This window comes from Brevundimonas aurantiaca, from assembly GCF_904830995.1.
Taxonomy (GTDB): domain Bacteria; phylum Pseudomonadota; class Alphaproteobacteria; order Caulobacterales; family Caulobacteraceae; genus Brevundimonas; species Brevundimonas aurantiaca.
The window spans coordinates 2,229,309-2,248,875 of the sequence record NZ_CAJGVD010000001.1 but is presented as its reverse complement, the minus strand read 5'-3'; the positions used below and the strand labels follow the sequence as shown (position 1 = coordinate 2,248,875).

The 19,567-nt window shown below is 66.9% G+C and carries 20 protein-coding genes; 8 read left to right on the top strand and 12 right to left on the bottom strand.

The annotated features are described in order from the left end of the window. The first annotated feature begins 196 nt into the window (after positions 1-196). The 3 genes from leuS to holA are packed head-to-tail and all read left to right on the top strand — an operon-like array spanning position 197 to position 4,289. A complete protein-coding gene (gene leuS, locus JMT67_RS11045) occupies positions 197-2,761 on the top strand; it encodes a leucine--tRNA ligase (RefSeq protein WP_201463484.1) in 2,565 nt (854 codons plus the stop codon). Beyond that, entirely contained in the window at positions 2,761-3,240 is a 480-nt protein-coding gene (gene lptE / locus JMT67_RS11040) for an LPS assembly lipoprotein LptE (protein WP_201463483.1), read from the top strand. The genes leuS and lptE overlap by 1 nt, the downstream gene beginning before the upstream one ends. Next, positions 3,237-4,289, top strand: coding sequence for a DNA polymerase III subunit delta (gene holA, locus JMT67_RS11035; protein ID WP_201463482.1), 1,053 nt, complete (start codon positions 3,237-3,239; stop codon positions 4,287-4,289). Before lptE ends, holA begins: the two co-directional genes overlap by 4 nt. 16 nt (positions 4,290-4,305) lie before the next feature. Here holA and JMT67_RS11030 read toward each other — a convergent pair whose 3' ends face one another. The 11 genes from JMT67_RS11030 to hemE all read right to left on the bottom strand — a co-directional run bounded on the left by JMT67_RS11030 (position 4,306) and on the right by hemE (position 14,723). Continuing rightward, positions 4,306-4,509, bottom strand: coding sequence for a hypothetical protein (locus JMT67_RS11030; protein ID WP_201463481.1), 204 nt, complete (start codon positions 4,507-4,509; stop codon positions 4,306-4,308). Positions 4,510-4,535: 26 nt separating this feature from the next. Next, positions 4,536-5,417 carry a ParB/RepB/Spo0J family partition protein gene (locus JMT67_RS11025; protein WP_201463480.1) on the bottom strand — a complete coding sequence of 294 codons (882 nt, stop codon included), beginning with the start codon at positions 5,415-5,417 and terminating at the stop codon, positions 4,536-4,538. 44 nt (positions 5,418-5,461) lie between these two features. Further along, positions 5,462-6,259 (bottom strand): ParA family protein, encoded by a 798-nt coding sequence (locus tag JMT67_RS11020; RefSeq protein WP_054766787.1) that lies wholly within the window; start codon positions 6,257-6,259, stop codon positions 5,462-5,464. 4 nt (positions 6,260-6,263) lie between these two features. Then, positions 6,264-6,881: a 16S rRNA (guanine(527)-N(7))-methyltransferase RsmG gene (gene rsmG / locus JMT67_RS11015; RefSeq protein WP_233455865.1), complete on the bottom strand. Its 618-nt coding sequence runs from the start codon at positions 6,879-6,881 to the stop codon at positions 6,264-6,266. Between the two features lie 14 nt (positions 6,882-6,895). Then, positions 6,896-8,776 (bottom strand): tRNA uridine-5-carboxymethylaminomethyl(34) synthesis enzyme MnmG, encoded by a 1,881-nt coding sequence (mnmG, locus tag JMT67_RS11010; RefSeq protein WP_201463478.1) that lies wholly within the window; start codon positions 8,774-8,776, stop codon positions 6,896-6,898. Positions 8,777-8,890: 114 nt separating this feature from the next. Continuing rightward, positions 8,891-10,204, bottom strand: a complete 1,314-nt coding sequence (gene mnmE / locus JMT67_RS11005; RefSeq protein ID WP_201463477.1) for a tRNA uridine-5-carboxymethylaminomethyl(34) synthesis GTPase MnmE — start codon at positions 10,202-10,204, stop codon at positions 8,891-8,893. Positions 10,205-10,243: 39 nt separating this feature from the next. After that, on the bottom strand, positions 10,244-10,468 hold the full coding sequence (locus JMT67_RS11000) for a DUF6489 family protein (RefSeq protein WP_152949258.1): 225 nt from the start codon (positions 10,466-10,468) through the stop codon (positions 10,244-10,246). Positions 10,469-10,511: 43 nt separating this feature from the next. Beyond that, positions 10,512-11,930: a transcription termination factor Rho gene (gene rho / locus JMT67_RS10995; protein WP_054764413.1), complete on the bottom strand. Its 1,419-nt coding sequence runs from the start codon at positions 11,928-11,930 to the stop codon at positions 10,512-10,514. A 200-nt stretch (positions 11,931-12,130) separates the two neighbouring features. Further along, complete coding sequence (locus tag JMT67_RS10990) at positions 12,131-12,598, bottom strand: CopD family protein (protein ID WP_054764412.1); 468 nt, start codon at positions 12,596-12,598, stop codon at positions 12,131-12,133. Then, positions 12,595-13,656 carry a ferrochelatase gene (gene hemH / locus JMT67_RS10985; RefSeq protein ID WP_201463476.1) on the bottom strand — a complete coding sequence of 354 codons (1,062 nt, stop codon included), beginning with the start codon at positions 13,654-13,656 and terminating at the stop codon, positions 12,595-12,597. The genes JMT67_RS10990 and hemH overlap by 4 nt, the downstream gene beginning before the upstream one ends. After that, positions 13,653-14,723 (bottom strand): uroporphyrinogen decarboxylase, encoded by a 1,071-nt coding sequence (hemE, locus tag JMT67_RS10980; RefSeq protein WP_233455864.1) that lies wholly within the window; start codon positions 14,721-14,723, stop codon positions 13,653-13,655. Before hemE ends, hemH begins: the two co-directional genes overlap by 4 nt. A gap of 460 nt (positions 14,724-15,183) precedes the next feature. Between hemE and JMT67_RS10975 the strand changes: the two genes are divergently transcribed. The 5 genes from JMT67_RS10975 to dnaQ are packed head-to-tail and all read left to right on the top strand — an operon-like array spanning position 15,184 to position 18,870. Then, the gene (locus JMT67_RS10975; RefSeq protein ID WP_152949255.1) at positions 15,184-16,068 is read left to right on the top strand and encodes a pyruvate, water dikinase regulatory protein; all 885 of its coding nucleotides are present in this window, start codon (positions 15,184-15,186) and stop codon (positions 16,066-16,068) included. After that, the gene (locus JMT67_RS10970; RefSeq protein WP_201463475.1) at positions 16,065-16,661 is read left to right on the top strand and encodes a Maf family protein; all 597 of its coding nucleotides are present in this window, start codon (positions 16,065-16,067) and stop codon (positions 16,659-16,661) included. Before JMT67_RS10975 ends, JMT67_RS10970 begins: the two co-directional genes overlap by 4 nt. Beyond that, positions 16,658-17,488: a shikimate dehydrogenase family protein gene (locus JMT67_RS10965; protein WP_201463474.1), complete on the top strand. Its 831-nt coding sequence runs from the start codon at positions 16,658-16,660 to the stop codon at positions 17,486-17,488. Before JMT67_RS10970 ends, JMT67_RS10965 begins: the two co-directional genes overlap by 4 nt. Then, complete coding sequence (coaE, locus tag JMT67_RS10960; protein ID WP_182714506.1) at positions 17,485-18,135, top strand: dephospho-CoA kinase; 651 nt, start codon at positions 17,485-17,487, stop codon at positions 18,133-18,135. Before JMT67_RS10965 ends, coaE begins: the two co-directional genes overlap by 4 nt. 6 nt (positions 18,136-18,141) lie before the next feature. Beyond that, positions 18,142-18,870 carry a DNA polymerase III subunit epsilon gene (gene dnaQ, locus JMT67_RS10955; RefSeq protein ID WP_054764405.1) on the top strand — a complete coding sequence of 243 codons (729 nt, stop codon included), beginning with the start codon at positions 18,142-18,144 and terminating at the stop codon, positions 18,868-18,870. 75 nt (positions 18,871-18,945) lie between these two features. Here the strand turns inward: dnaQ and secB are convergent, their stop codons facing one another. After that, a complete protein-coding gene (gene secB, locus JMT67_RS10950; protein WP_152949250.1) occupies positions 18,946-19,458 on the bottom strand; it encodes a protein-export chaperone SecB in 513 nt (170 codons plus the stop codon). Between the last annotated feature and the right edge of the window lie 109 nt (positions 19,459-19,567).

Sequence of the window (19,567 nt, the reverse complement as noted above, 5' to 3'; positions counted from 1 at the left end):
CTTTCCCTGTAGGTTCTACCGCCCTTCGGGCTGTTTGAGCGCTTTTTTGGTGCTACCGCCCTTCGGGCTACTTGAGCACCCTTTTGCGCCTGGCGCCGCTCAGAGGGCGGTTTGAGCGCAAATCTGCTTGGGCGCTGTCGTCCTTCGGGCTAGTGAGCCGGGAGGGCGGCAGCGCCCTTTTGACTTCAGGACGACCGTGGCCCGTTACGAACCCAAGACCGCCGAACCCCGCCAGCAGGCCCGCTGGGCCGAAGCCGCCGCCTTTGTGACCAAGGATACCGGCCGGCCGAAGTACTATGTGCTGGAGATGTTCCCCTATCCTTCGGGCAACATCCACATGGGCCACGCCCGCAACTATGTGATGGGCGACGTGGTGGCGCGGTCCAAGCGCGCGCAAGGCTACGACGTCCTGCACCCGATGGGCTGGGACGCCTTCGGCATGCCGGCCGAGAATGCGGCCATGGAACGCGGCATCCACCCCAAGGGCTGGACCTACGACAATATCGCCCAGATGCGGGACCAGTTGAAGCTGCTGGGCCTGTCGCTGGACTGGTCGCGCGAATTCGCCACCTGCGACCCGGAATACTACGGCAAGCAGCAGGCCTGGTTCCTGGAGCTGTATCGGCGCGGTCTGGTCTATCGCAAGGACGGGGTGGTCAACTGGGACCCGATCGACAACACAGTCCTGGCCAATGAGCAGGTGATCGACGGGCGCGGCTGGCGTTCCGGCGCCGTGGTGGAGAAGCGCAAGCTGAACCAGTGGTTCCTGCGCATCACCGACTATGCCGACGACCTGATCGACGGGCTGAAGACCCTGGATCGCTGGCCCGAGAAGGTCCGGCTGATGCAGGAGAACTGGATCGGCCGCTCCAAGGGTTTGCAGATGACCTGGGCCTTCTCCGGCCAAGCCCCCGCCGGTTACGAGACCGGCGTCGAAATCTACACCACCCGGCCCGACACCCTGTTCGGCGCCAGCTTCCTGGGCCTGGCCCCGGATCACCCCATTTCGAAGCAACTGGCCGAGGCCGATCCGCGCGTCGCCGACTTCATCGCCGAATGCCGCAAGGGCGGCGCCTCCCAGGCCGAGATCGAACAGGCCGAAAAGATCGGCTGGGACACGAGTCTGAAGGTTCTGCATCCCTTCACCGGCGCCGAAATCCCCGTCTGGATCGCCAACTTCATCCTGTCGGAATACGGCACGGGCGCCATCTTCGCCTGCCCGGCCCATGACCAGCGCGACCTGGACTTCGCCCGCAAATACGACCTGCCGGTGATCCCGGTGGTCCGCCCCGAGGGCGCCGGTGACGACTTCGCCGTGGGCGACGAGGCCTATACGGGCCCCGGCTCCATCTTCCATTCCGACTTCCTGGACGGACTGGACATCGAAACCGCCAAGGCCGAGGCGATCCGCCGCGTCGAGGCGGCCGGGACGGGCCAGGGCGCGACCATCTATCGGCTGCGCGACTGGGGCGTGTCACGCCAGCGCTACTGGGGCTGCCCCATCCCGATCATCCACTGCCCGTCCTGCGGGCCAGTGGAGGTTCCGGCGGATCAGCTGCCGGTCGAACTGCCCGAGGACGTGACCTTCGACGTGCCCGGCAATCCACTGGATCGTCATCCGACCTGGAAACACGTCAAATGCCCGTCGTGCGGCCAGGATGCGACGCGCGAGACCGACACGCTCGACACCTTCGTCGACTCCAGCTGGTATTTCGCCCGCTTCACCGATCCGAAGGCGGCCGAGCCGATCAATACCGAGGCGGCGAACCGCTGGCTGGCGGTGGATCAGTATATAGGCGGGGTCGAGCACGCGGTCCTGCACCTGCTGTACGCACGGTTCATCACCCGCGCCCTTTCGGACGCCGGCATGCTGGCGGTGAAGGAGCCGTTCGCGGGCCTGTTCACCCAGGGGATGGTGGTCCACGAGACCTATTTCGAAGGCCAGGACGAGGTCGGAAAGCCGCGCTGGGTCGAACCCACCGACGTCCGCATCGAGACCGTCGACGGCCAGCGGGTCGCCACCCGCCTGTCGAACGGCGCCCGCCTGTCGATCGGCGACATCGAGAAGATGTCCAAGTCCAAGAAGAACGTCGTCGCGCCTCAGGAAATCCTGGAAAGCCACGGGGTGGACGCCGGCCGCCTGTTCGTCCTGTCCGACAGCCCGCCCGAGCGGGACGTGCAATGGACGCCGGGCGGGGTCGAGGGCGCCAGCCGGTTCGTGCAGCGGACCTGGAGCCTGTTCGACGCCTATGACCCCGGCTTCGCCGGCGAGGACAAGGCCAACGCCGAACTGCTGCGAGAGACCCACAAGGCGATCAAGGCCGTGTCCGAGGGGGTCGAAGGCTTCCGCTTCAACTCGGCCATCGCCAAGCTCTACGCCTTCGTCGCCGCGGTGCGTGACAGCGCCCAGGCGGGCGGCGAGGCCAAGCGTCAGGCCCTCTCGGCCCTGGCGCGCCTGATCGCCCCCTTCACCCCCCACCTGGCCGAGGAGTGCTGGACCCGGTTGGGAGAGGACGGGATGGTTCTGGACGCGCCCTGGCCGGTGTGGGACGCTGCGCTCGCGGCCGACGACGAGGTGGTTCTGCCCATCCAGATCAACGGCAAGCGTCGGGCGGAAATCCGCGTCGCGCGCGGCATGGAGCCGGCCGAGGTCGAGGCCCTGGTTCTGGCCGACGAGACGGTTAAGGCGCGTCTGGAGAGTCTGAGCGTGAAGAAGATCGTCGTGGTCAAGGACCGGATCGTCAATCTGGTGGCCGGCTGATGCGCGTCCCAACCAGTCTTGCCCTACTAAGCGTCCTGGCGCTCGCCGCCTGCGGCTTTACGCCTATGTACGCCGAGCCGGGCATGGGCTCGCCCCTGCGCCGGATCGCGGTGACGGCCCAGGACGACCGACTGGGCTATCGCCTGCGTGAACAGCTGGAGGACGCCCTGGCCTGGGACCGGTCTGCGGCGCCGCTTTACCGGCTGACGACCCGTGTCGAACAGGACCGGCGGCCCCTGGGGCGCCGGATCGACGACACCGCCACCCGCTATGAGCTGACGGTCAAGGCGACCTGGACCTTGACGCCCATCGCTGGAGGCGCACCCGCGACCGGGGTGGAGACCGTCACCACCACCTACGCCGCCGACGACCAGCCCTATGCCGCCATCGCCGCCCAGCAGGACGGTGAAGAACGCGCGGCCGCCGAATTGGCGCGTCTGATTCGGCTGGACCTGATGCAGGCCCTGTCGAACCGGTGATTCTGGCCAAACGCCCCGAGATCGACCGCTTTCTGAAGGCGCCCGATCCGGCGATCCGGGCGGCGGTGATCCACGGCAAGGATCGGTCGGGCGTCGCCGAACGGGCCGAGATCCTGTGCAGGGCGATCACCCCGGACCTGAGCGACCCCTTCAACGTCACCGTCCTGACCGACAGCGACATCGACAGCGACGAAAGCAGGCTGGAAGAGGCGCTGACGGCCATGTCCCTGATGGGCGGGCGCCGTCTGGTGCGGATTCGGCTGTCGGCGCTGAAGCCCGGGGTGGACAAGGCGGTGGCCGCCGCCGTCAAGATCCATGCCGAGGGCGGCTATAATCCCGAGGCCATGCTGGTGGTCGAGGCCGACCAGCTGGGCCGCGACTCAGCCCTGCGCAAGACCGCCGAAAAGGAGAATGGGGCCGTCGGCATCGTCTGCTATGAGGATGAGACTGGCGACGTGGCCCGAATGACCCGCGAGGCCTTGGCGGCCGACAAGGTGGGGCTGACCGCCGACGCCCTCGATCGTTTCGTGGCTCGCCTGCCGCGTGAGCGGGGTCTGATGCGCCAGGAGATCGAACGCCTGGCCCTGTTCATCGGTCCCGGTTCCGGGCGGACGATCGACAGCGAGCTTCTGGACCAGCATCTTGGGGTCGAGCCGGACGCCTCCCTGTCCGACGCCGCGCTCCAGGCCTTCGGCGGGCGGCCCGGCCCAGCTCAAGCGGGTCTGCGTCGCGCCTTCGCAGAGGGGGAATCCTCGGTCCTGGCCGTCCGATCCGCTGCCCTGCATCTGGGGCGGCTGCGGCGGATCAATATTCTTCAGGCCAACGGGGCCGGCGCCAAGGAGGCGGCCAAGGCGGCGGGCGTCTTCTGGAAACAGGAGGCGGAGATGCTGCGTCAGGCCCGCGCCTGGCGTCTGGAGGCGCTGGACGAGGTGCTCGACAGCGTCAACACCGCCGACGTCGCCACCAAGACGACCGGCATGCCCGACCAGCTGATCGCCGAACGCCTGCTGCTGGAGATCGCCGGACGGGCTAAGCGTCTGGGGCTTTGAGCGGGGCTGCTGCGGCTCAGCCTCGCTTTGACGCCTTGCGGAAGGCGGGCTTGGCCAGGGCCATGTTGCGGGCGGCCACGCTGCGCTCGTCGCCGGTGGACGGAGCGCCGGCTGGACCGGCGAAACCCTGGCCCGCTCCGCCCTGCCGGCGCGCCTTTTTGGCGGCCAGCGCCTGTTTCAGATTTTCGGCGGCGGTTGGCGGCGGAACATTATCGGTCATTCCACCTGTCTAGCACATCGCGGGGCTCAGCCGCGCATCAATCGACGGCACAGGTCGTCGAGCTGTTCCAGGGAGCCGTAGCGAATGGTCAGCTCGCCCTTGCCTGCGCGGTCGTTCAACTGAACGGACAGGCCCAGGGCGTCGGCCAAATCCTGTTGCAGGGCGGCGACGTCGGCCGTTCCTTCCTTGCTGGGCGCAGGCTTGGCCTTAACCGGTTTGGGGCCCTCGGCGGCGCGGCGAGCCAGGGCCTCGACCTGGCGAACGTTCAGCCCCTCATTATAGGCCTGCTCGGCCAGGGCGCCGGCGTTGGGCGCCGTCACCAGGGCGCGGGCATGGCCGGCCGTCAACTTGCCGTTCCGTACGTACCACAGCACTTCTTCAGGCAGTTGCAGCAGACGCAGGGTGTTGGCCACATGGCTGCGGCTCTTGCCGACGATGCCGGCGACCTGATCCTGGGTGCGGCCGAACCGCTCCATCAGCATCCGATAGGCGTCGGCTTCTTCCAGCGGATTCAGATCGGCGCGCTGGACGTTCTCGATGATGGCGACTTCGTAAACCTCGACGTCATCCATTTCATGGACGACGATCGGCACCTCCGTCAGCCGGGCCGCCTGGGAAGCGCGCCAGCGGCGCTCACCGGCGATAATCTGCCAGACCCCCTCCTCCTTCGGATGGGTGCGGACCAGAATCGGCTGAAGCACCCCCTTGTCACGGATGGAGGCCGTCAATTCATCCAGCTGTTCCTGGGTGAAGATTTTCCGCGGCTGATCGGGATTGGGCTTCAAACTCTCGATCGGCACGCGCTGCACGCCCGAAGGCATGGCGGCGTTGGGCGCCGTCGGCGCCTCGATGTTCTCGCCCATCAGGGCCGACAGGCCGCGGCCCAGACCTCTTTGTCGTTCAGCCAAAATACTGTTCCGTTTCTTCTTCTAATCAGGCGTGTAGCGGCCGTTCAGGCGGCCAGCTTCTGGCGCTGGCGTTCGCGCTTCACCACTTCCTTGGCCAGGCGCAGATAGGCCTGACTGCCGGCGCATTTGAGATCATAGATCAGGGCGGGCTTTCCGAACGACGGCGCCTCGGCGACCCGAACATTTCTCGGGATGACGCTGTCGTAGACCTTGTCGCCAAAATGGGCGCGCACGTCATTGGCGACCTGGCCCGACAGGGCGCTCCGCCGATCGAACATCGTCAGCACCAGCCCCTGGATTTCGAGAGACGGGTTCAGGCTCTGTTTGACCATGTCGATGGTCCGCATCAACTGGCTGAGCCCTTCAAGCGCAAAGAACTCGCATTGGAGCGGCACAAGAACCGCATCCGCTGCCGCCATGGCGTTTAGGGTCAGCAGGTTCAGCGACGGCGGACAGTCGATCAGCACATAGTCATACGCGGTAGGGCCGTCGTCATGCTGCCGAAGAGCGTCCCTCAAGCGATAGGATCGCCGATCCGCCTGGCTCAACTCGATCTCGACCCCAGACATGTCCGCATCGGCAGGGACGATCCAGAGCCCCGGAACAGTGGTCTGGACGGCGGCGTCTTCGATAGAGCGCTGATCCACCACCACATCATAGATGGTGACCCGTCGTGTTTCACGTGGAACGCCCAAACCGGTCGAGGCATTGCCCTGAGGGTCCATGTCGACGATCAGCACCCGCTTTCCGATAGCGGCCAGGGCGGTTCCCAGATTGATCGCCGTCGTGGTCTTGCCCACGCCGCCCTTCTGGTTGGAGACGGCGAGAACACGGGCAGGCAGTTTGTTAGTGCTTGGAACGGGCACGACGAACACTCCGGACGGTCACGATGCGGCCGCGCGGGTCGCTTTGCGACGGGGCCAGTTCAGCCTCGAAATGCCAGGATTTACGGGCCTCGATCAACTCGGATTCGACCCTTTCCCCCTTGAGGAACAGACCTTGTGCACCCCTTTCAAAGTAGGGCTGTGCATAACCCAGCAGCCGCTCCATTGGGGCCACGGCGCGAGCGGTCACCACGTCGCATTTTATGGTCTGATCTTCGACGCGACCGTTGATCACCGTGGCGGGCAAGGCCAGAGCATCGACCGCCTCCTGCAGAAACCGGCAGCGTTTGCCCAGGCTGTCGATCAACCAGACCCGGGCGTCCGATCGTCCTTTCAGCAAGATCGCCAGGACCACGCCGGGAAAACCCGCGCCGGCGCCGAGGTCCGCCCAACTGCGCGCCGTAGGGGCCATTTGCAGCAGTTGCGCGCTGTCCCAGGCATGGCGGTTCCAAAAATCCGGAAGGCTGTCCGGCCCAACGAGATTCATCACCGCGTTCGCCTCGCCCAACCGCAGGCGAAAGGCCTCCAGATCGGCCATCTGCTCCTCTGAAGCACCGGCCTTGCGCTGGAAGGCGGCCATCTCCCCTTCCAGCATCAGGCGACCGCCTCGACCTTGGGCGACTTTTTGACATGGGCCAGCAGGGCCGTCAGGGCGCCCGGCGTCATGCCCTCGATACGCCCCGCCTGGCCGAGAGTGCGGGGCCTGATGCGGCTGAGCTTCTCGCGCACCTCATTGGACAGGCTGCCGACGCCGCCATAGTCGAGATCGGGTGGCAGGATCAGATCCTCCTCGGAGCGCAGGGCCTGGGCGTCGATCGCCTGGCGATCGAGATAGTTGGCGTAGCCGGCGTCGATTTCGATCTGCTCGCGGACTTCAGGCGTCCAGTCCGCGATGGCCGGAATGGTCGGCATGAACTGTTGCAGAGTGACGCCCGGAAAGGCGAGCAGTTCACGCATGGAGCGGCGACGGCCGTCGGCGTTCACGGGAATGCCCAGGGCGTTGGCCTCTTTCGGCGTAAAAAGCGTTTCACGTGAAACACGGCTCGCCAAGGCCATGGCGTCGGCCTTGTCCGAGAAGCGCGCGGCCCTGTCGGAGCCGACGATCCCCAGCTTCATCGCCAGCGGCGTCAGCCGCTGATCCGCATTGTCGGCCCGCAGCGTCAGACGGTATTCGGCCCGGCTGGTGAACATGCGATAGGGTTCGGTGACGCCCCGCGTCACCAGGTCATCGACCATGACGCCGATATAGGCTTGGTCACGACCCAGGATCACAGCGTCTTGACCCGTCGCCGCCCGAGCGGCGTTCAGCCCGGCCATCAAGCCCTGGGCCGCCGCCTCCTCATATCCGGTCGTCCCATTGATCTGGCCGGCCAGATAGAGACCCGGTCTCTTCTTGACCTCGAGAGCGGCCGTCAGTTCGCGTGGATCGACATAGTCGTATTCGATCGCATAGCCGTAACGGAAGACCTCAACAGTCTCCAAACCGGGGATGGTCCGCAGGAAGGCCTGCTGGGTGGCTTCGGATACGGAGGTCGAAATCCCGTTGGGATAGACGGTCGGATCATCCAGACCTTCCGGTTCAAGGAAGATCTGGTGGCTGGTCTTGTCAGCGAACCGCACGACCTTGTCCTCGATCGAAGGGCAGTAGCGGGGGCCGCGCCCCGACAGACGCCCGCCATAGACTGCGCTCTCGCTCAGGTTCTCAGCGATGAGGCGATGGGTCTGTTCGGTCGTGTGGGTGACACCGCAGGCGATCTGAGGAACGGTGATCCGATCCGTCAGAAAGGAGAAGGCGCTGGGGGTTTCGTCGGCCTCCTGCATCTCCAGCCGGTCCCAGGCGATGGTCCGCCCATCCAGTCGCGCGGGCGTGCCGGTCTTTAACCGGCCCATGGCCAGGCCCGCGGCGTGCAGATCAACGGCCAGACCCGTCGACGGCGCCTCGCCGTGCCGGCCTGCCGGAATACGCTCCTCGCCCCGATGAATGACGCCGTTCAGGAAGGTGCCGGTCGTCAGGACGACAGCAGCGGCCCGAATCCCCTCCCCCACGCCGGTAATGACGCCCGTAACGCGGTCGCCGTCCAAGATCAGCCGCTCCGCAGTGCCGGCCATCAGCGTCAGGTTCGCCGTTTGAGCCAGTTCCGCCTGCATGGCTTCCCGATACAGGCGTCGGTCGATCTGGCTGCGTGGTCCCCGAACGGCGGCGCCCTTGGACCGGTTCAGCAGTCGGAATTGAATGCCAGAGACGTCCGCCAGACGGCCCATGATCCCGTCCATGGCGTCGATCTCACGCACGAGATGCCCCTTGCCCAGGCCGCCGATGGCGGGGTTGCAGGACATTTCGCCGATGGTCTCCAACTTCTGGGTCAGAAGCAGGGTTCGGGCTCCCGCGCGCGCAGAGGCGGCGGCGGCTTCACAGCCGGCGTGGCCGCCGCCGATGACAACGACGTCGAACGAATAGTCGCTTGTGGGGATCATGCGCGCCACATAGGCCAAAACAGCAGATTTCGCCAGAGGCGAGAGCGTGCGACGGTGACGACAGGGTTCGCTGAACGTAGTCCTACTTACGGTGTTTCACGTGAAACACCGGTATTACTTGCCGATGCAGAAGGTCGAGAACACCTCGCCCAACACCTCTTCGACACCGATCTCGCCGGTGACGCGTGAAAGGGCTTGCGCGGCGCGGCGCAGATCGTCGCCCGCCATTTCGGGAGAGACCTCCAGCGCCGCCAGGCCCGTCCGTACGCCCGACAGAGCCTCGCTCAGCCGCAGCCGATGACGTTCGCGCGTGATCGCTGGGAAGTCCGCCCCCGACAGATCCCGCTCCAATCGCGCGGCGATCCAGTCATGAAGCTCGCCCAGGCCCGCGCCGGTATGACTGCTTACGGCGATCTGGTCCCAGCCTTCAGAGCCCGCATCGGCCGATCCCAGGTCGCTCTTATTGGCCACGATCAGATCACCCGGCCGAACATAGCCGGCGGCCACGCCTTCCACATCGCCGGGCGCTCGAACCCATAGCCTCAGATCCGCCCCCTCTGCGCGCGCCCGCGCGCGCCGCACCCCTTCCGCCTCCACCGGGTCGTCGCTGTCTCTCAATCCGGCCGTGTCCGACAGGGTGACGGCATAGCCGCCGATCACCAGTTCGGCGTCCAGAACATCGCGCGTCGTTCCGGCGATCGGCGTGACGATCGCCGCCTCGCGCTGGATCAGGGCGTTGAACAGCGACGACTTACCGGCGTTGGTCTCACCAATCAGCACGATGCGATAGCCGTCCCGAACGCGCTCTCCTCGCGCCCCGTCCTCGACGGCGCGGTGCAGATCGCGCGCCAGCTGCTCGAGCACAGGCCCCGCCGTCCGCGCCAGATTGTCCGGCACCTCCTCGTCGGGAAAGTCGATCTCGGCCTCGACCAGGGCCAGGGCCTTCAGCAAGTCGCGACGGAAACCGGCGTAGGTCTCGCTGAGCTTCCCGTCCAGCTGACCCAGAGCCTGTCTCGCCTGGGCCGCCGTCTCAGCATCAATCAGATCGGCCACCGCCTCTGCCTGGGCCAAATCCATCCGGCCGTTCTGAAAGGCGCGGCGGGTGAACTCACCCGGCTCGGCGGGCCGCAGTCCCAAGGCGATCAGGGCGCGACTAGCCGCCTCGACCACCGCACGGCCGCCGTGCAGATGAAGCTCGGCAGCGTCCTCGCCCGTATAGGAATGGGGTGCGACGAACCGAAGGACCAGGGCCTGATCAATGGGGACGCCATCATGATTCAGCTCCCGGACCGCAGCCAGCCGCGGCTTCAGCCCCCCCGCGCCCAGGGCTTTCAGCGTCGGCGCGACGGCCGGCCCCGAAAGACGCAAGACGGCGATGGCGCCTCGGCCGGGTGCGGTGGCGAGGGCGAAGATAGTGTCCTGGGTCATGGTCTCAGGGGCTTCTCCAACTGCGGAGAAACCTGTCGCTCACTTCACCGCCGCTTCCATCAACCGCCGAAACTGATCCTGCGCCTGAAGGCCGAAACTGGTCCAGGTCTTCAGCAGTTCGTCCGGCTGCATGGCGGCGACATTGGCTTCCATCCGCTTGGTCATCTCGGCCACCATGGCCTCGTTCAGCGGGGCGACGTCAGGCAGTCCCAGAAAGGCGCGCGCCTCCGCCGGAGTGCAATCGATCTCGATTTGAACCTTCATGCCGCCGTGCCTACTGTTTCACGTGAAACCATCAGATGACGGATCAGGTGTTCATCGACTGGAAGAAGTCCGCGTTGTTCTTCGACTGACGCAGCTTGTCGAGCAGGAATTCGATCGCGTCCTGCGGACCCATCGGATTCAGGATGCGGCGCAGCACATAGGTCTTGGCCAGCTGGTCCTTCGGCGTGATCAGGTCTTCCTTGCGGGTGCCGGACTTCAACACGTCGATGGCGGGGAAGATGCGCTTGTCGGCCACCTTGCGGTCCAGCACGATTTCCGAGTTGCCGGTGCCCTTGAACTCTTCGAAGATCACCTCGTCCATCCGGCTGCCGGTGTCGATCAGGGCCGTAGCGATGATGGTCAGGGACCCGCCCTGCTCCACATTCCGCGCCGCGCCGAAGAAGCGCTTGGGCCGTTGCAGGGCGTTGGCGTCGACGCCGCCGGTCAGAACCTTGCCCGACGACGGGACGGTGGCGTTATAGGCCCGGCCCAGGCGGGTGATGGAGTCCAGCAGGATCACCACATCCTTCTTGTGCTCGACCAGGCGCTTGGCCTTTTCGATCACCATCTCGGCGACGGCGACGTGGCGCGTGGCCGGCTCGTCGAAGGTGGAGGCCACGACCTCGCCCTTCACCGTCCTCTGCATGTCCGTGACCTCTTCCGGCCGTTCGTCGATCAGCAGGACGATCAGGAAGACCTCCGGGTGGTTCCGCTCGATCGACTTGGCGATGTTCTGCAGCATCACCGTCTTGCCGACCCTTGGCGGCGCCACGATCAGGCAGCGCTGGCCCTTGCCCAGGGGGGCGACGATGTCGATGACCCGACCCGAACGGTCCTTCAGGGTCGGATCCTGGATTTCCATGTGCAGCCGCTCCTCCGGATAGAGGGGCGTCAGGTTGTCGAACAGAACCTTGGTCTTCACCATCTCAGGGTCTTCGAGATTGATGGTGTCGACCTTCAGCAGGGCGAAATAGCGCTCGCCCTCGCGCGGCGCCCGCACGGCGCCGTGGACCGTATCGCCCGAGCGCAGGCCGAAGCGGCGGATCTGGGACGGCGACACATAGACGTCGTCCGGGCCGGGCAGATAGTTGGCGTCCGGGCTGCGCAGGAAGCCGAACCCGTCGGGAAGGATTTCCAACACGCCGTCGGCGATGATCTCGACCTCTTCCTCAGCCAGGGCCTTCAGGATGGCGAAGAGCAGATCCTGTTTGCGCAGGTTGGAGGCGTTCTCGACCTCCAGCTGTTCGGCGAAGGCGACCAGGTCGGCCGGGGTCTTCTCATTCAACTCGGCCAGGGTGATCCGGCCGTTCGGCACCACGGGCTCGCCGTCCTCATCCTCGTCCGCCGTAGTGTCCACGCCCGAGTCTGCGCCCGCCGCCTCGCCGGCCTCATGCGCGGCGCCGTGATGGGTCGGGGCTTCGGCCTCGATTTCGGTCTCGGGAGTGTCGGTGACGTCGGTCATGATACAGGCTCGCGGACGCGCGCACGGAACCGCACGGCGTCAGGTCTCTGGAAATGTCTGGCCTTTCGGCCGAAGGGGGGCACGACGGTCTCCCGCTGGTCGAACCGGCGGGCGTCGCGAAAAGAGAGGGACCGCTGGACGGACCGAACGGTTCACCACCAGCGGAACCACAGGCGAGAGGTCAGGTCAAGCGGAGCCGCTCACCCGAACGTCCACTCCGTGGTGACCGACAGCACCATGATGATGGCCAGGACGAACGGGACCTCGTTCGTCATCCGCCAGAACTTGCCGGAATATTTCGACGTCCCCGCCGCGATCTTCTTGCGCTGCGCCGCCAGGAAGCCGTGCCAGCCGCTCAACAGCAGGACGCCGATCAGTTTGGCCACCATCCACGGCTCGGCCAGAAGCGCCGCCCCCCGCGCCGAGACGTCGATATGGATCAGCCACAGGCCGAAGCCCCAAGCCAGGATCATGGCCGGGTTCAGGATGATGCGCAGCAGCCGCGTCTGCCACAGCCTCAGCAGGGCCTGCATCTCGCCGCGCAGGGGCTCGGGCTTGGCGTTCTGCTCGACGTCATAAGCATAGAGCCGCGGCAGGAACAGCAGACCCGCCATCCAGGCGATCACCGCCAGTATGTGCAGGCCCCGGGCCAGATCGTACAGGTTCACGCTGCGCTCCTTTCGTTACGACAGGGACAGGCCTTCCAGTCCGTCTGACAGCCCAGACCGAAGGGAGCGACCCCCGTGCGGCCCAGGGCGTCGATCGTCGCCGCCACCAGGGCCTCGATGAACACGGGCGCAGTGCCGACCGCCGGCGCGCGCAGATAGGGACTGACCCCCTTATCATGGGCCAGTTCGCCGTATTCGATGTCCAGCTCGACCAGGGTCTCGATGTGTTCGGAGACAAAGGCGATGGGGGTGATGACCACCCCGACCCCGTCGCGGCCGGCCTGTTCGATCGCCTCAGGCGTGGACGGCCCCAGCCATTTCATCGGTCCGACGCGGCTCTGGTAGCAGAGGGCATGGTCGATGGGGCCCCGGTCGCGCTCGATGGCGGCGACCACGGCGGCGACGGTCGTCTCGACCTGTTCCTGATAGGGGTCGCCCTTGCCGCTGACCAACTTCTCCGGGATGCCGTGGGCCGAGAACAGCACCCGCACCGGCCCCTCGCCCGCCTCATCAAGCTTGGATGCGATCGCCTGGGCCTGGGCCTCGACCCAGCCGTCGGCGCGAGGATAACAGCAGACCGTCCGGCTGACGCCCGACCCGGCATAGGTCTCGTTCCAGATCTTCAGCGAGGACTGGGTCGTCGTCGTCGAGAACTGCGGATAGAGGGGCAGCAGCACCACCTCGTCGGGGGCGAAGGCCGCCACCTCGACCGCCGTCTGATCGGTCAGCGGCCGCCAATAGCGCATGGCGATAAAGACCCGGACCTCGTCCCCGGCCAACCGGGCGTTCAGCACCGCCTCCAGGGCCTCAGCCTGCAGCCGGGTTCCAGGCAGCAGGGGCGACCCGCCTCCCATCAAGGCGTAGTTGGCCTGGGCGCTCGCCTCGCGCCGGCTGGCGATCAGCTTCGCCAAGGGCGTGCGCACGATCCCCGGCAGGCCGATGATGGCCGGATCATTGAACAGGTTGAACAGGAAGGGCTTCACCGAAGCCTGATCGTCGGGTCCGCCCAGATTGAACAGCACCACCGCGATGCGGCGGCCCGGCAGGGTTTGGGTCATTGGGCGCCGATCCTTTTCAGAACCCGTTCGACATGGTCGATGGGCACGTCGGGCAATATGCCATGACCCAGGTTGAACACCCACGGCCCCTGGCCCCAGGCCTCCATCAGCTGATCCACCCGGCGGTCCAACAGTTCGCCCCCGGCGCGCAGCAGCAGGGGGTCCAGCGCGCCCTGGATCGGCTTGATCTGCTGCACCCGTCTGCCGACTTCCAGCGGACAGGCGGTGTCCAGGGCGACCGCATCGACCTCGACCGCCTGGGCATACCGCTCCGCCAGGGCTGCAGAGCCCCGTGGGAAGCCGATCAGGGGCACGGTGACGCCCAACTCCCGCGTGCGCTTCACAAGCGCCTGGTGGGGATTCAGGACCAGCCTTTCGAACAGATCGTCGGGCAGGCCCTCGGCCCAGCTCTCGAAGATCTTCAGCACCTGGGCGCCAGAGTCGGCCTGCATCTTCAGATACCGGGCCGTCGCCTCGACCAGGACCTCCAGCGTCTCATCCACCCGCCTGGGATCGGCATAGGCGTAGGTCCGCGCCGCCGCCCGCTCGCCCTTGCCGATAGTCCGGGCTTCGCCGTCCAGCATATAGGTGGCCACGGTCCAGGGCGCGCCGGCGAAACCGATCAGGGCCCGCTCCGGCTCGAGCGCCGCGCGCACGATCGACAGGGTTTCGCCCACGGCGGACAGGTGCTCGCCCGCTCCGGCGGCCAACTCCATCATCCGGCCCGGAATGGGCATGGCGCCCAGACGCGGTCCCTCCCCCGTCTCGAACCACACGTCCTGACCCAGGGCCTGCGGGATCAGCAGGATGTCCGCAAAGACGATGGCCGCATCGAAGCCGAACCGACGCATCGGCTGGAGCGTCGCCTCGGCGGCCATTTCAGGGTTCAGGCAAAAACTGATGAAATCCGGCGCCTCGGCCCTCAGTCGGCGATACTCGGGCAGATACCGTCCCGCCTGACGCATGAACCAGACCGGCGGTCGATCCAGCGTCTCTCCTCGGAGAGCCCGGATCATCATCGGCGCCTCTTGGGGCGTCTGAACAGCGTTCTGGGTCGGATCGGTCATGCCGGACGATTAAGGTCACAGCCCCCCGCTCTCAATCCCTAATCAAGTTAAGAATTAAAAGATTCGTAGTGGCAGGTAGGGCGGTGGAACGGCGGGGATGAATGCGGCGGCTGTGGCGGAACAAAAGCGGATATCCACCCGCCTCCTGGCGCCGTCGGGGATGCGGAACAGGATTATACGGCCGGTGGACAATCCCTAATGAAACCTTAACGGCAAAGGCTTTGCGGGGCCTTCGGCCTGTGAACGAGGTAAATCGGCGTTAACCCTTCATTAGGATTTTCCACAAAGGAGCTGAAAACGGTTTTCCGCCTTGGGATGAACCGGGGCCGGAGGGTTTTCGTCGTCCACCCTCATCCCCGCTCGCCGCCGTCGCCGTCTGGGTCTAAGGAGAAAAGCGCCCGGACGGTCCCCAGCCATCCCCAGGGCGAGACCCGTCCTTCAACAGAGAGACGATCCCCGAATGAGTCCTGCGCGACCCGCCGCCGCCCGCCCCGGCCCTGCCCGCCTGGCCACCTATTTTCACGTGCATCTGGTGTCGGACTCGACCGGCGAGACCCTGAATGCGATGGCCAAGGCGGTGACGGCGCGGTTCGACGGCGTCATTCCGATCGAACATATCTACGCCCTGGTCCGCTCGGAAAAGCAGATGGACCGGGTTCTGCAGGAGGTGGAGGCCGCGCCGGGGGTGGTGCTGCATACCCTGGTCGACCGCCAGCTGCGCGAACAGTTGGAGGAGGGATGTCGCCGGCTGGAAATGCCCCAGATCGGCGCCCTTGACCCCCTCGTCGGGGCCATGTCCCGCTATCTCGGCGCGGCGGCCCTCTCGACCCGCGTCGGGGCCCAGCATGCTCTGGATCACGACTATTTCAATCGGATCGCCGCGCTCGATTTCGCCATGGCCTATGACGACGGTCAGGGCACCCTGGAGCAGTTGGAGGGCGCGGACGTCGTGCTGTGCGGCGTCAGCCGAACGTCCAAGACTCCGACCTGCATCTATCTGGCCCATCGCGGCATCCGCGCCGCCAACGTGCCCCTGGTGCCGGGCCAGGAGGACGGCGAGCGCCTGACCCAGCTGAAGAATCCCCTGGTCATCGGCCTTACCGTCTCGCCCGACCGGCTGGTCCAGATCCGCCGCAACCGGATCGAAAACCTGAACGCCAGCCAGTCGTCCAGCTATACGGATCAGGACGCGGTCCGAGAGGAGACGATCAAGGCCAAGCGCGCCTTCGCTCGGCGGGGCTGGCCCACCATCGACGTCACCCGGCGTTCGGTGGAGGAGACGGCGGCCGCCATCACCAATCTGCTCAGCGAGCACCGCACCCACAAGATCGGAACCAGCTGGTGACGGCCGAAACCCTGATCCTGGCGTCCAAGAGCGCCGCCCGCCGCGCCATGCTGGAAAACGCCGGCGTGCCTTTCGACATCCGCATCGCCGATGTGGACGAGGAGGCGATCAAGGCCGTCTCGACCGAGCTGGACCCCGCCGCCCTCGCGGTGCGTCTGGCTGAGGCCAAGGCCCTGGCGGTCTCGCGCGACGATCCGACCGCCTGGGTTCTGGGCTCGGACCAGACCCTGGCCTTCGACGGGGGGCTGGTCTCCAAGGCCCAATCGCTCGAGGCCGCCCGCGCGCGGCTGGAATCCATGCGCGGGCGCACCCACCATCTCCATTCTGGCGCCGCCCTGGCGGTCAAGGGCGAGATCGTCTGGTCGGGCGTGGACACGGTCGAGATGCGGATGCGCGACTTCTCCGACGCCTTTCTGGACGCCTATCTGGCCGCCGAGGGCGAAGCCCTGCTGGCCTGTGTCGGCTCCTACCGGCTGGAGGGACTGGGCGCCCAGCTGTTCGAGGCGGTGGACGGCGACTATTTCACCGTTCTGGGCCTGCCGCTCTGGCCGGTCCTGACTGAGCTGCGTCGCGTCGGGGTCCTGTCCGCATGAGCCGTCATCGCATTACCGGCGCCGCCCTGGTCGCCGGGATCGCCGGCAAGCCGGTGGCCCATTCCCTCAGCCCCGTCATCCACAACGCCTGGCTGGCGGCCGGGGACATCGACGGCGCCTATGTCCCCTTCGCCCCCGCCGATGCGGCGGGGGTCGAGGCCCTGGTCGCCGCCGGCCGGGCCGGTCTGATCCAGGGCCTGAACGTCACCGCCCCGTTCAAGGAACAGGCCTTCGCCCTGGCCGACCAGGCCACGGCGGCGGCCCGGCTGACCGCCTCCGCCAACATCCTGACCTTCGAGGACGGCCGGGTCTCGGCCGACAGTTCGGACGGCGTCGGCCTGATGCTGGGGCTGAAGGAACAGGCGCCGGATCTGGCGCTGACGGGCCGTCCGGTCGTCCTCCTGGGCGCGGGCGGCGCGGCGCGGGCCGGGGCCGGCGCCCTGGTCGAGGCGGGCGCCCAGGTTCGGATCGTCAACCGCTCGCGCGACCGGGCCGAGGCCCTGGCGGCCGATCTCGGCGCCTCGGTCCGCGTCATGGCCGTGTCTGAGGCCCTGGACGGCGCCGCCCTGGTCATCAACGCCCTCAGCGTCCAGCCGGATTTCGATTTCGACGCCGTCGCCCCCGGCACGGTGATGATGGACATGACCTACAAGCCCCTGACCACCCCCTTCCTGGCGGCGGCGCGGGTGCGGGGCCTGCCGACCGTCGACGGCCTGGCCATGCTGATCGGCCAGGCGGCGCCCTCGTTCCGGGCCCTGTTCCGCCGACCGCCCCCGCCGCTGGATCTGCGCGCCCTGCTGACCGCCCATATGGATCAGACGGCATGATCCTGCTCGGCCTGACGGGCTCCATCGGCATGGGCAAGTCGACGACGACCGCCATGTTCGCCGACCTGGGCGCCGTGGTCTGGAACGCCGATGACGCCGTGCACCGCCTCTACGCCCCCGGCGGCGCGGCGGTCGAGCCGGTCGGCGCGGCCTTTCCCGGCGTGGTCGTGGACGGCGCCGTGGACCGCGTCCGCCTGGCCGAGGCCCTGGGGCGGGACGAAACCGCCTTCCGGCGGCTGGAAGCCATCGTCCATCCCCTGGTGGCCCAGGGCCGGGCGGGCGATCTGGCGGCGGCCAGGGCCATGGGGGTAAGGCTGGCGGTCCTGGACATTCCTCTGCTGTTTGAAACCGGCGGCGACGCCCATGTCGACGCCGTGGTCGTGGTCACCGCCGATCCGGAGGTCCAGGCCGAACGGGTTCTGGCCCGCCCCGGCATGACCCGCGACCGGTTCGAGGCCGTTCTGGCCCGCCAGCTGCCCGACGCGGAAAAACGCGCCCGCGCCGACTTCGTTATCGACACCGGCCACGGCCTGGAGCCTGCCCGAGCCGAGGTCGCCGCTGTGGTTCAGACTGTGCTGGATCCGGCGTGGATATCTCCCCGTCGCCGCGCGGGGGCTCTTTCACCGTCTGACGAACGGGGCCATTAAGGCGCGATGGCGCGCGAGATCGTTCTGGACACCGAAACCACCGGCTTCGACCCCAAGACGGGCGACCGGCTGATCGAGGTCGGCTGTATCGAACTGCTGGACCTGCTGCCGACGGGCCGCACCTTCCACCGGTTCGTCAATCCCGAGCGGCTGATCCCGCCGGACGCGATCCGCGTCCACGGCATTACCGACGAGAAGGTCAAGGACGCTCCCAAATTCCACGAGATCGTCGACGATCTGATCGAATTCATCGGCGACGCCCCGATGATCGCCCATAACGCCGCCTTCGACCGGAACTTCATCGACTTCGAATATGCGCGCTGCGGCCGTCCGATCACCGGCGAGGCGCGGTGGATCGACACCCTGAAACTGGCCCAGACCCGGTTCCCGGGCATGCCCAACTCGCTGGACGCCCTGTGCAAGCGCTTCAAGGTGTCCCTGGTCGAGCGGACCCTGCACGGCGCCCTGATCGACGCCCGTCTGCTGGCCGAGGTCTATCTGGAGCTGCGCGGCGGCAAGGAGCGGGTGCTGGACCTGTCGTCGACCCCGGCGGCGAGCCGCGGCGCGACCGGCGCTGTTCAAGCGGCTGCTTACGGCCCCCGCCCCCGCCCCCTGGCTCCGCGTTCGACGCCGGAGGAGCAGGCGGACCATCTAGCCTTCCTGGCCGAGACCCTGAAGGACCGGTCGCTCTGGGCGGCCTACGGCGTCGGGGCCGACGAAGAGGCGGCGGCCTGATTCCACGCGCCTCGGCCGAAACGAAAAAGGCGGCCCCTCTGAGGACCGCCCTTCCCTCGTCAATTTGGGTTCGGCTCAGGCCTGGCCGGTCTCGACCGGCTGCTGGGCGATCTGCTGCTGGCGCGCGATATAGATGGCGGCGAAGTCGATCGGGTCCAGCATGAAGGGCGGATAGAAGCCGCCGTCGGCCGTGGCGCGGGCGATGATTTCGCGGGCGAACGGGAAGAGATAACGGGGGCATTCGATCAGCAGCAAGGGCTCAATGTCCTGCTCCTGGACGTTCGCCAGCTGGAACAGACCGCCATAGACCAGTTCGACGTGGAAGACGGCCTGGTTCTCGTGGGTCGCCTTGACCGACAGCTTCAGGTCCAGTTCGAACAGACCGTCGGGGCGGCCTTGGGCCGACATTTCGACGCCCAGGTCGATCGCCGGCTTGCCGTCGATACGCAGGGATTCCGGGGCGCGCGGGTTTTCGAACGAAAAGTCCCGCACATACTGGGCCAGGATGCGGAAGCCGGGGCCTGCGGGTTGACCCTGCTGAGGCTGGGCCGGTGCGGGGGTGTCGGCGGGCGGAGCGGCGTCGGTCATGGGCGTGTTCGATTGCGAAAAAGGGCCGATAGGGCCGGAATAAGGCGCCGCGACTAACACGTCGGGGCGGCCGGCCGCAATGTCGCACCTGCGCCGGGGGGCGCGCCGC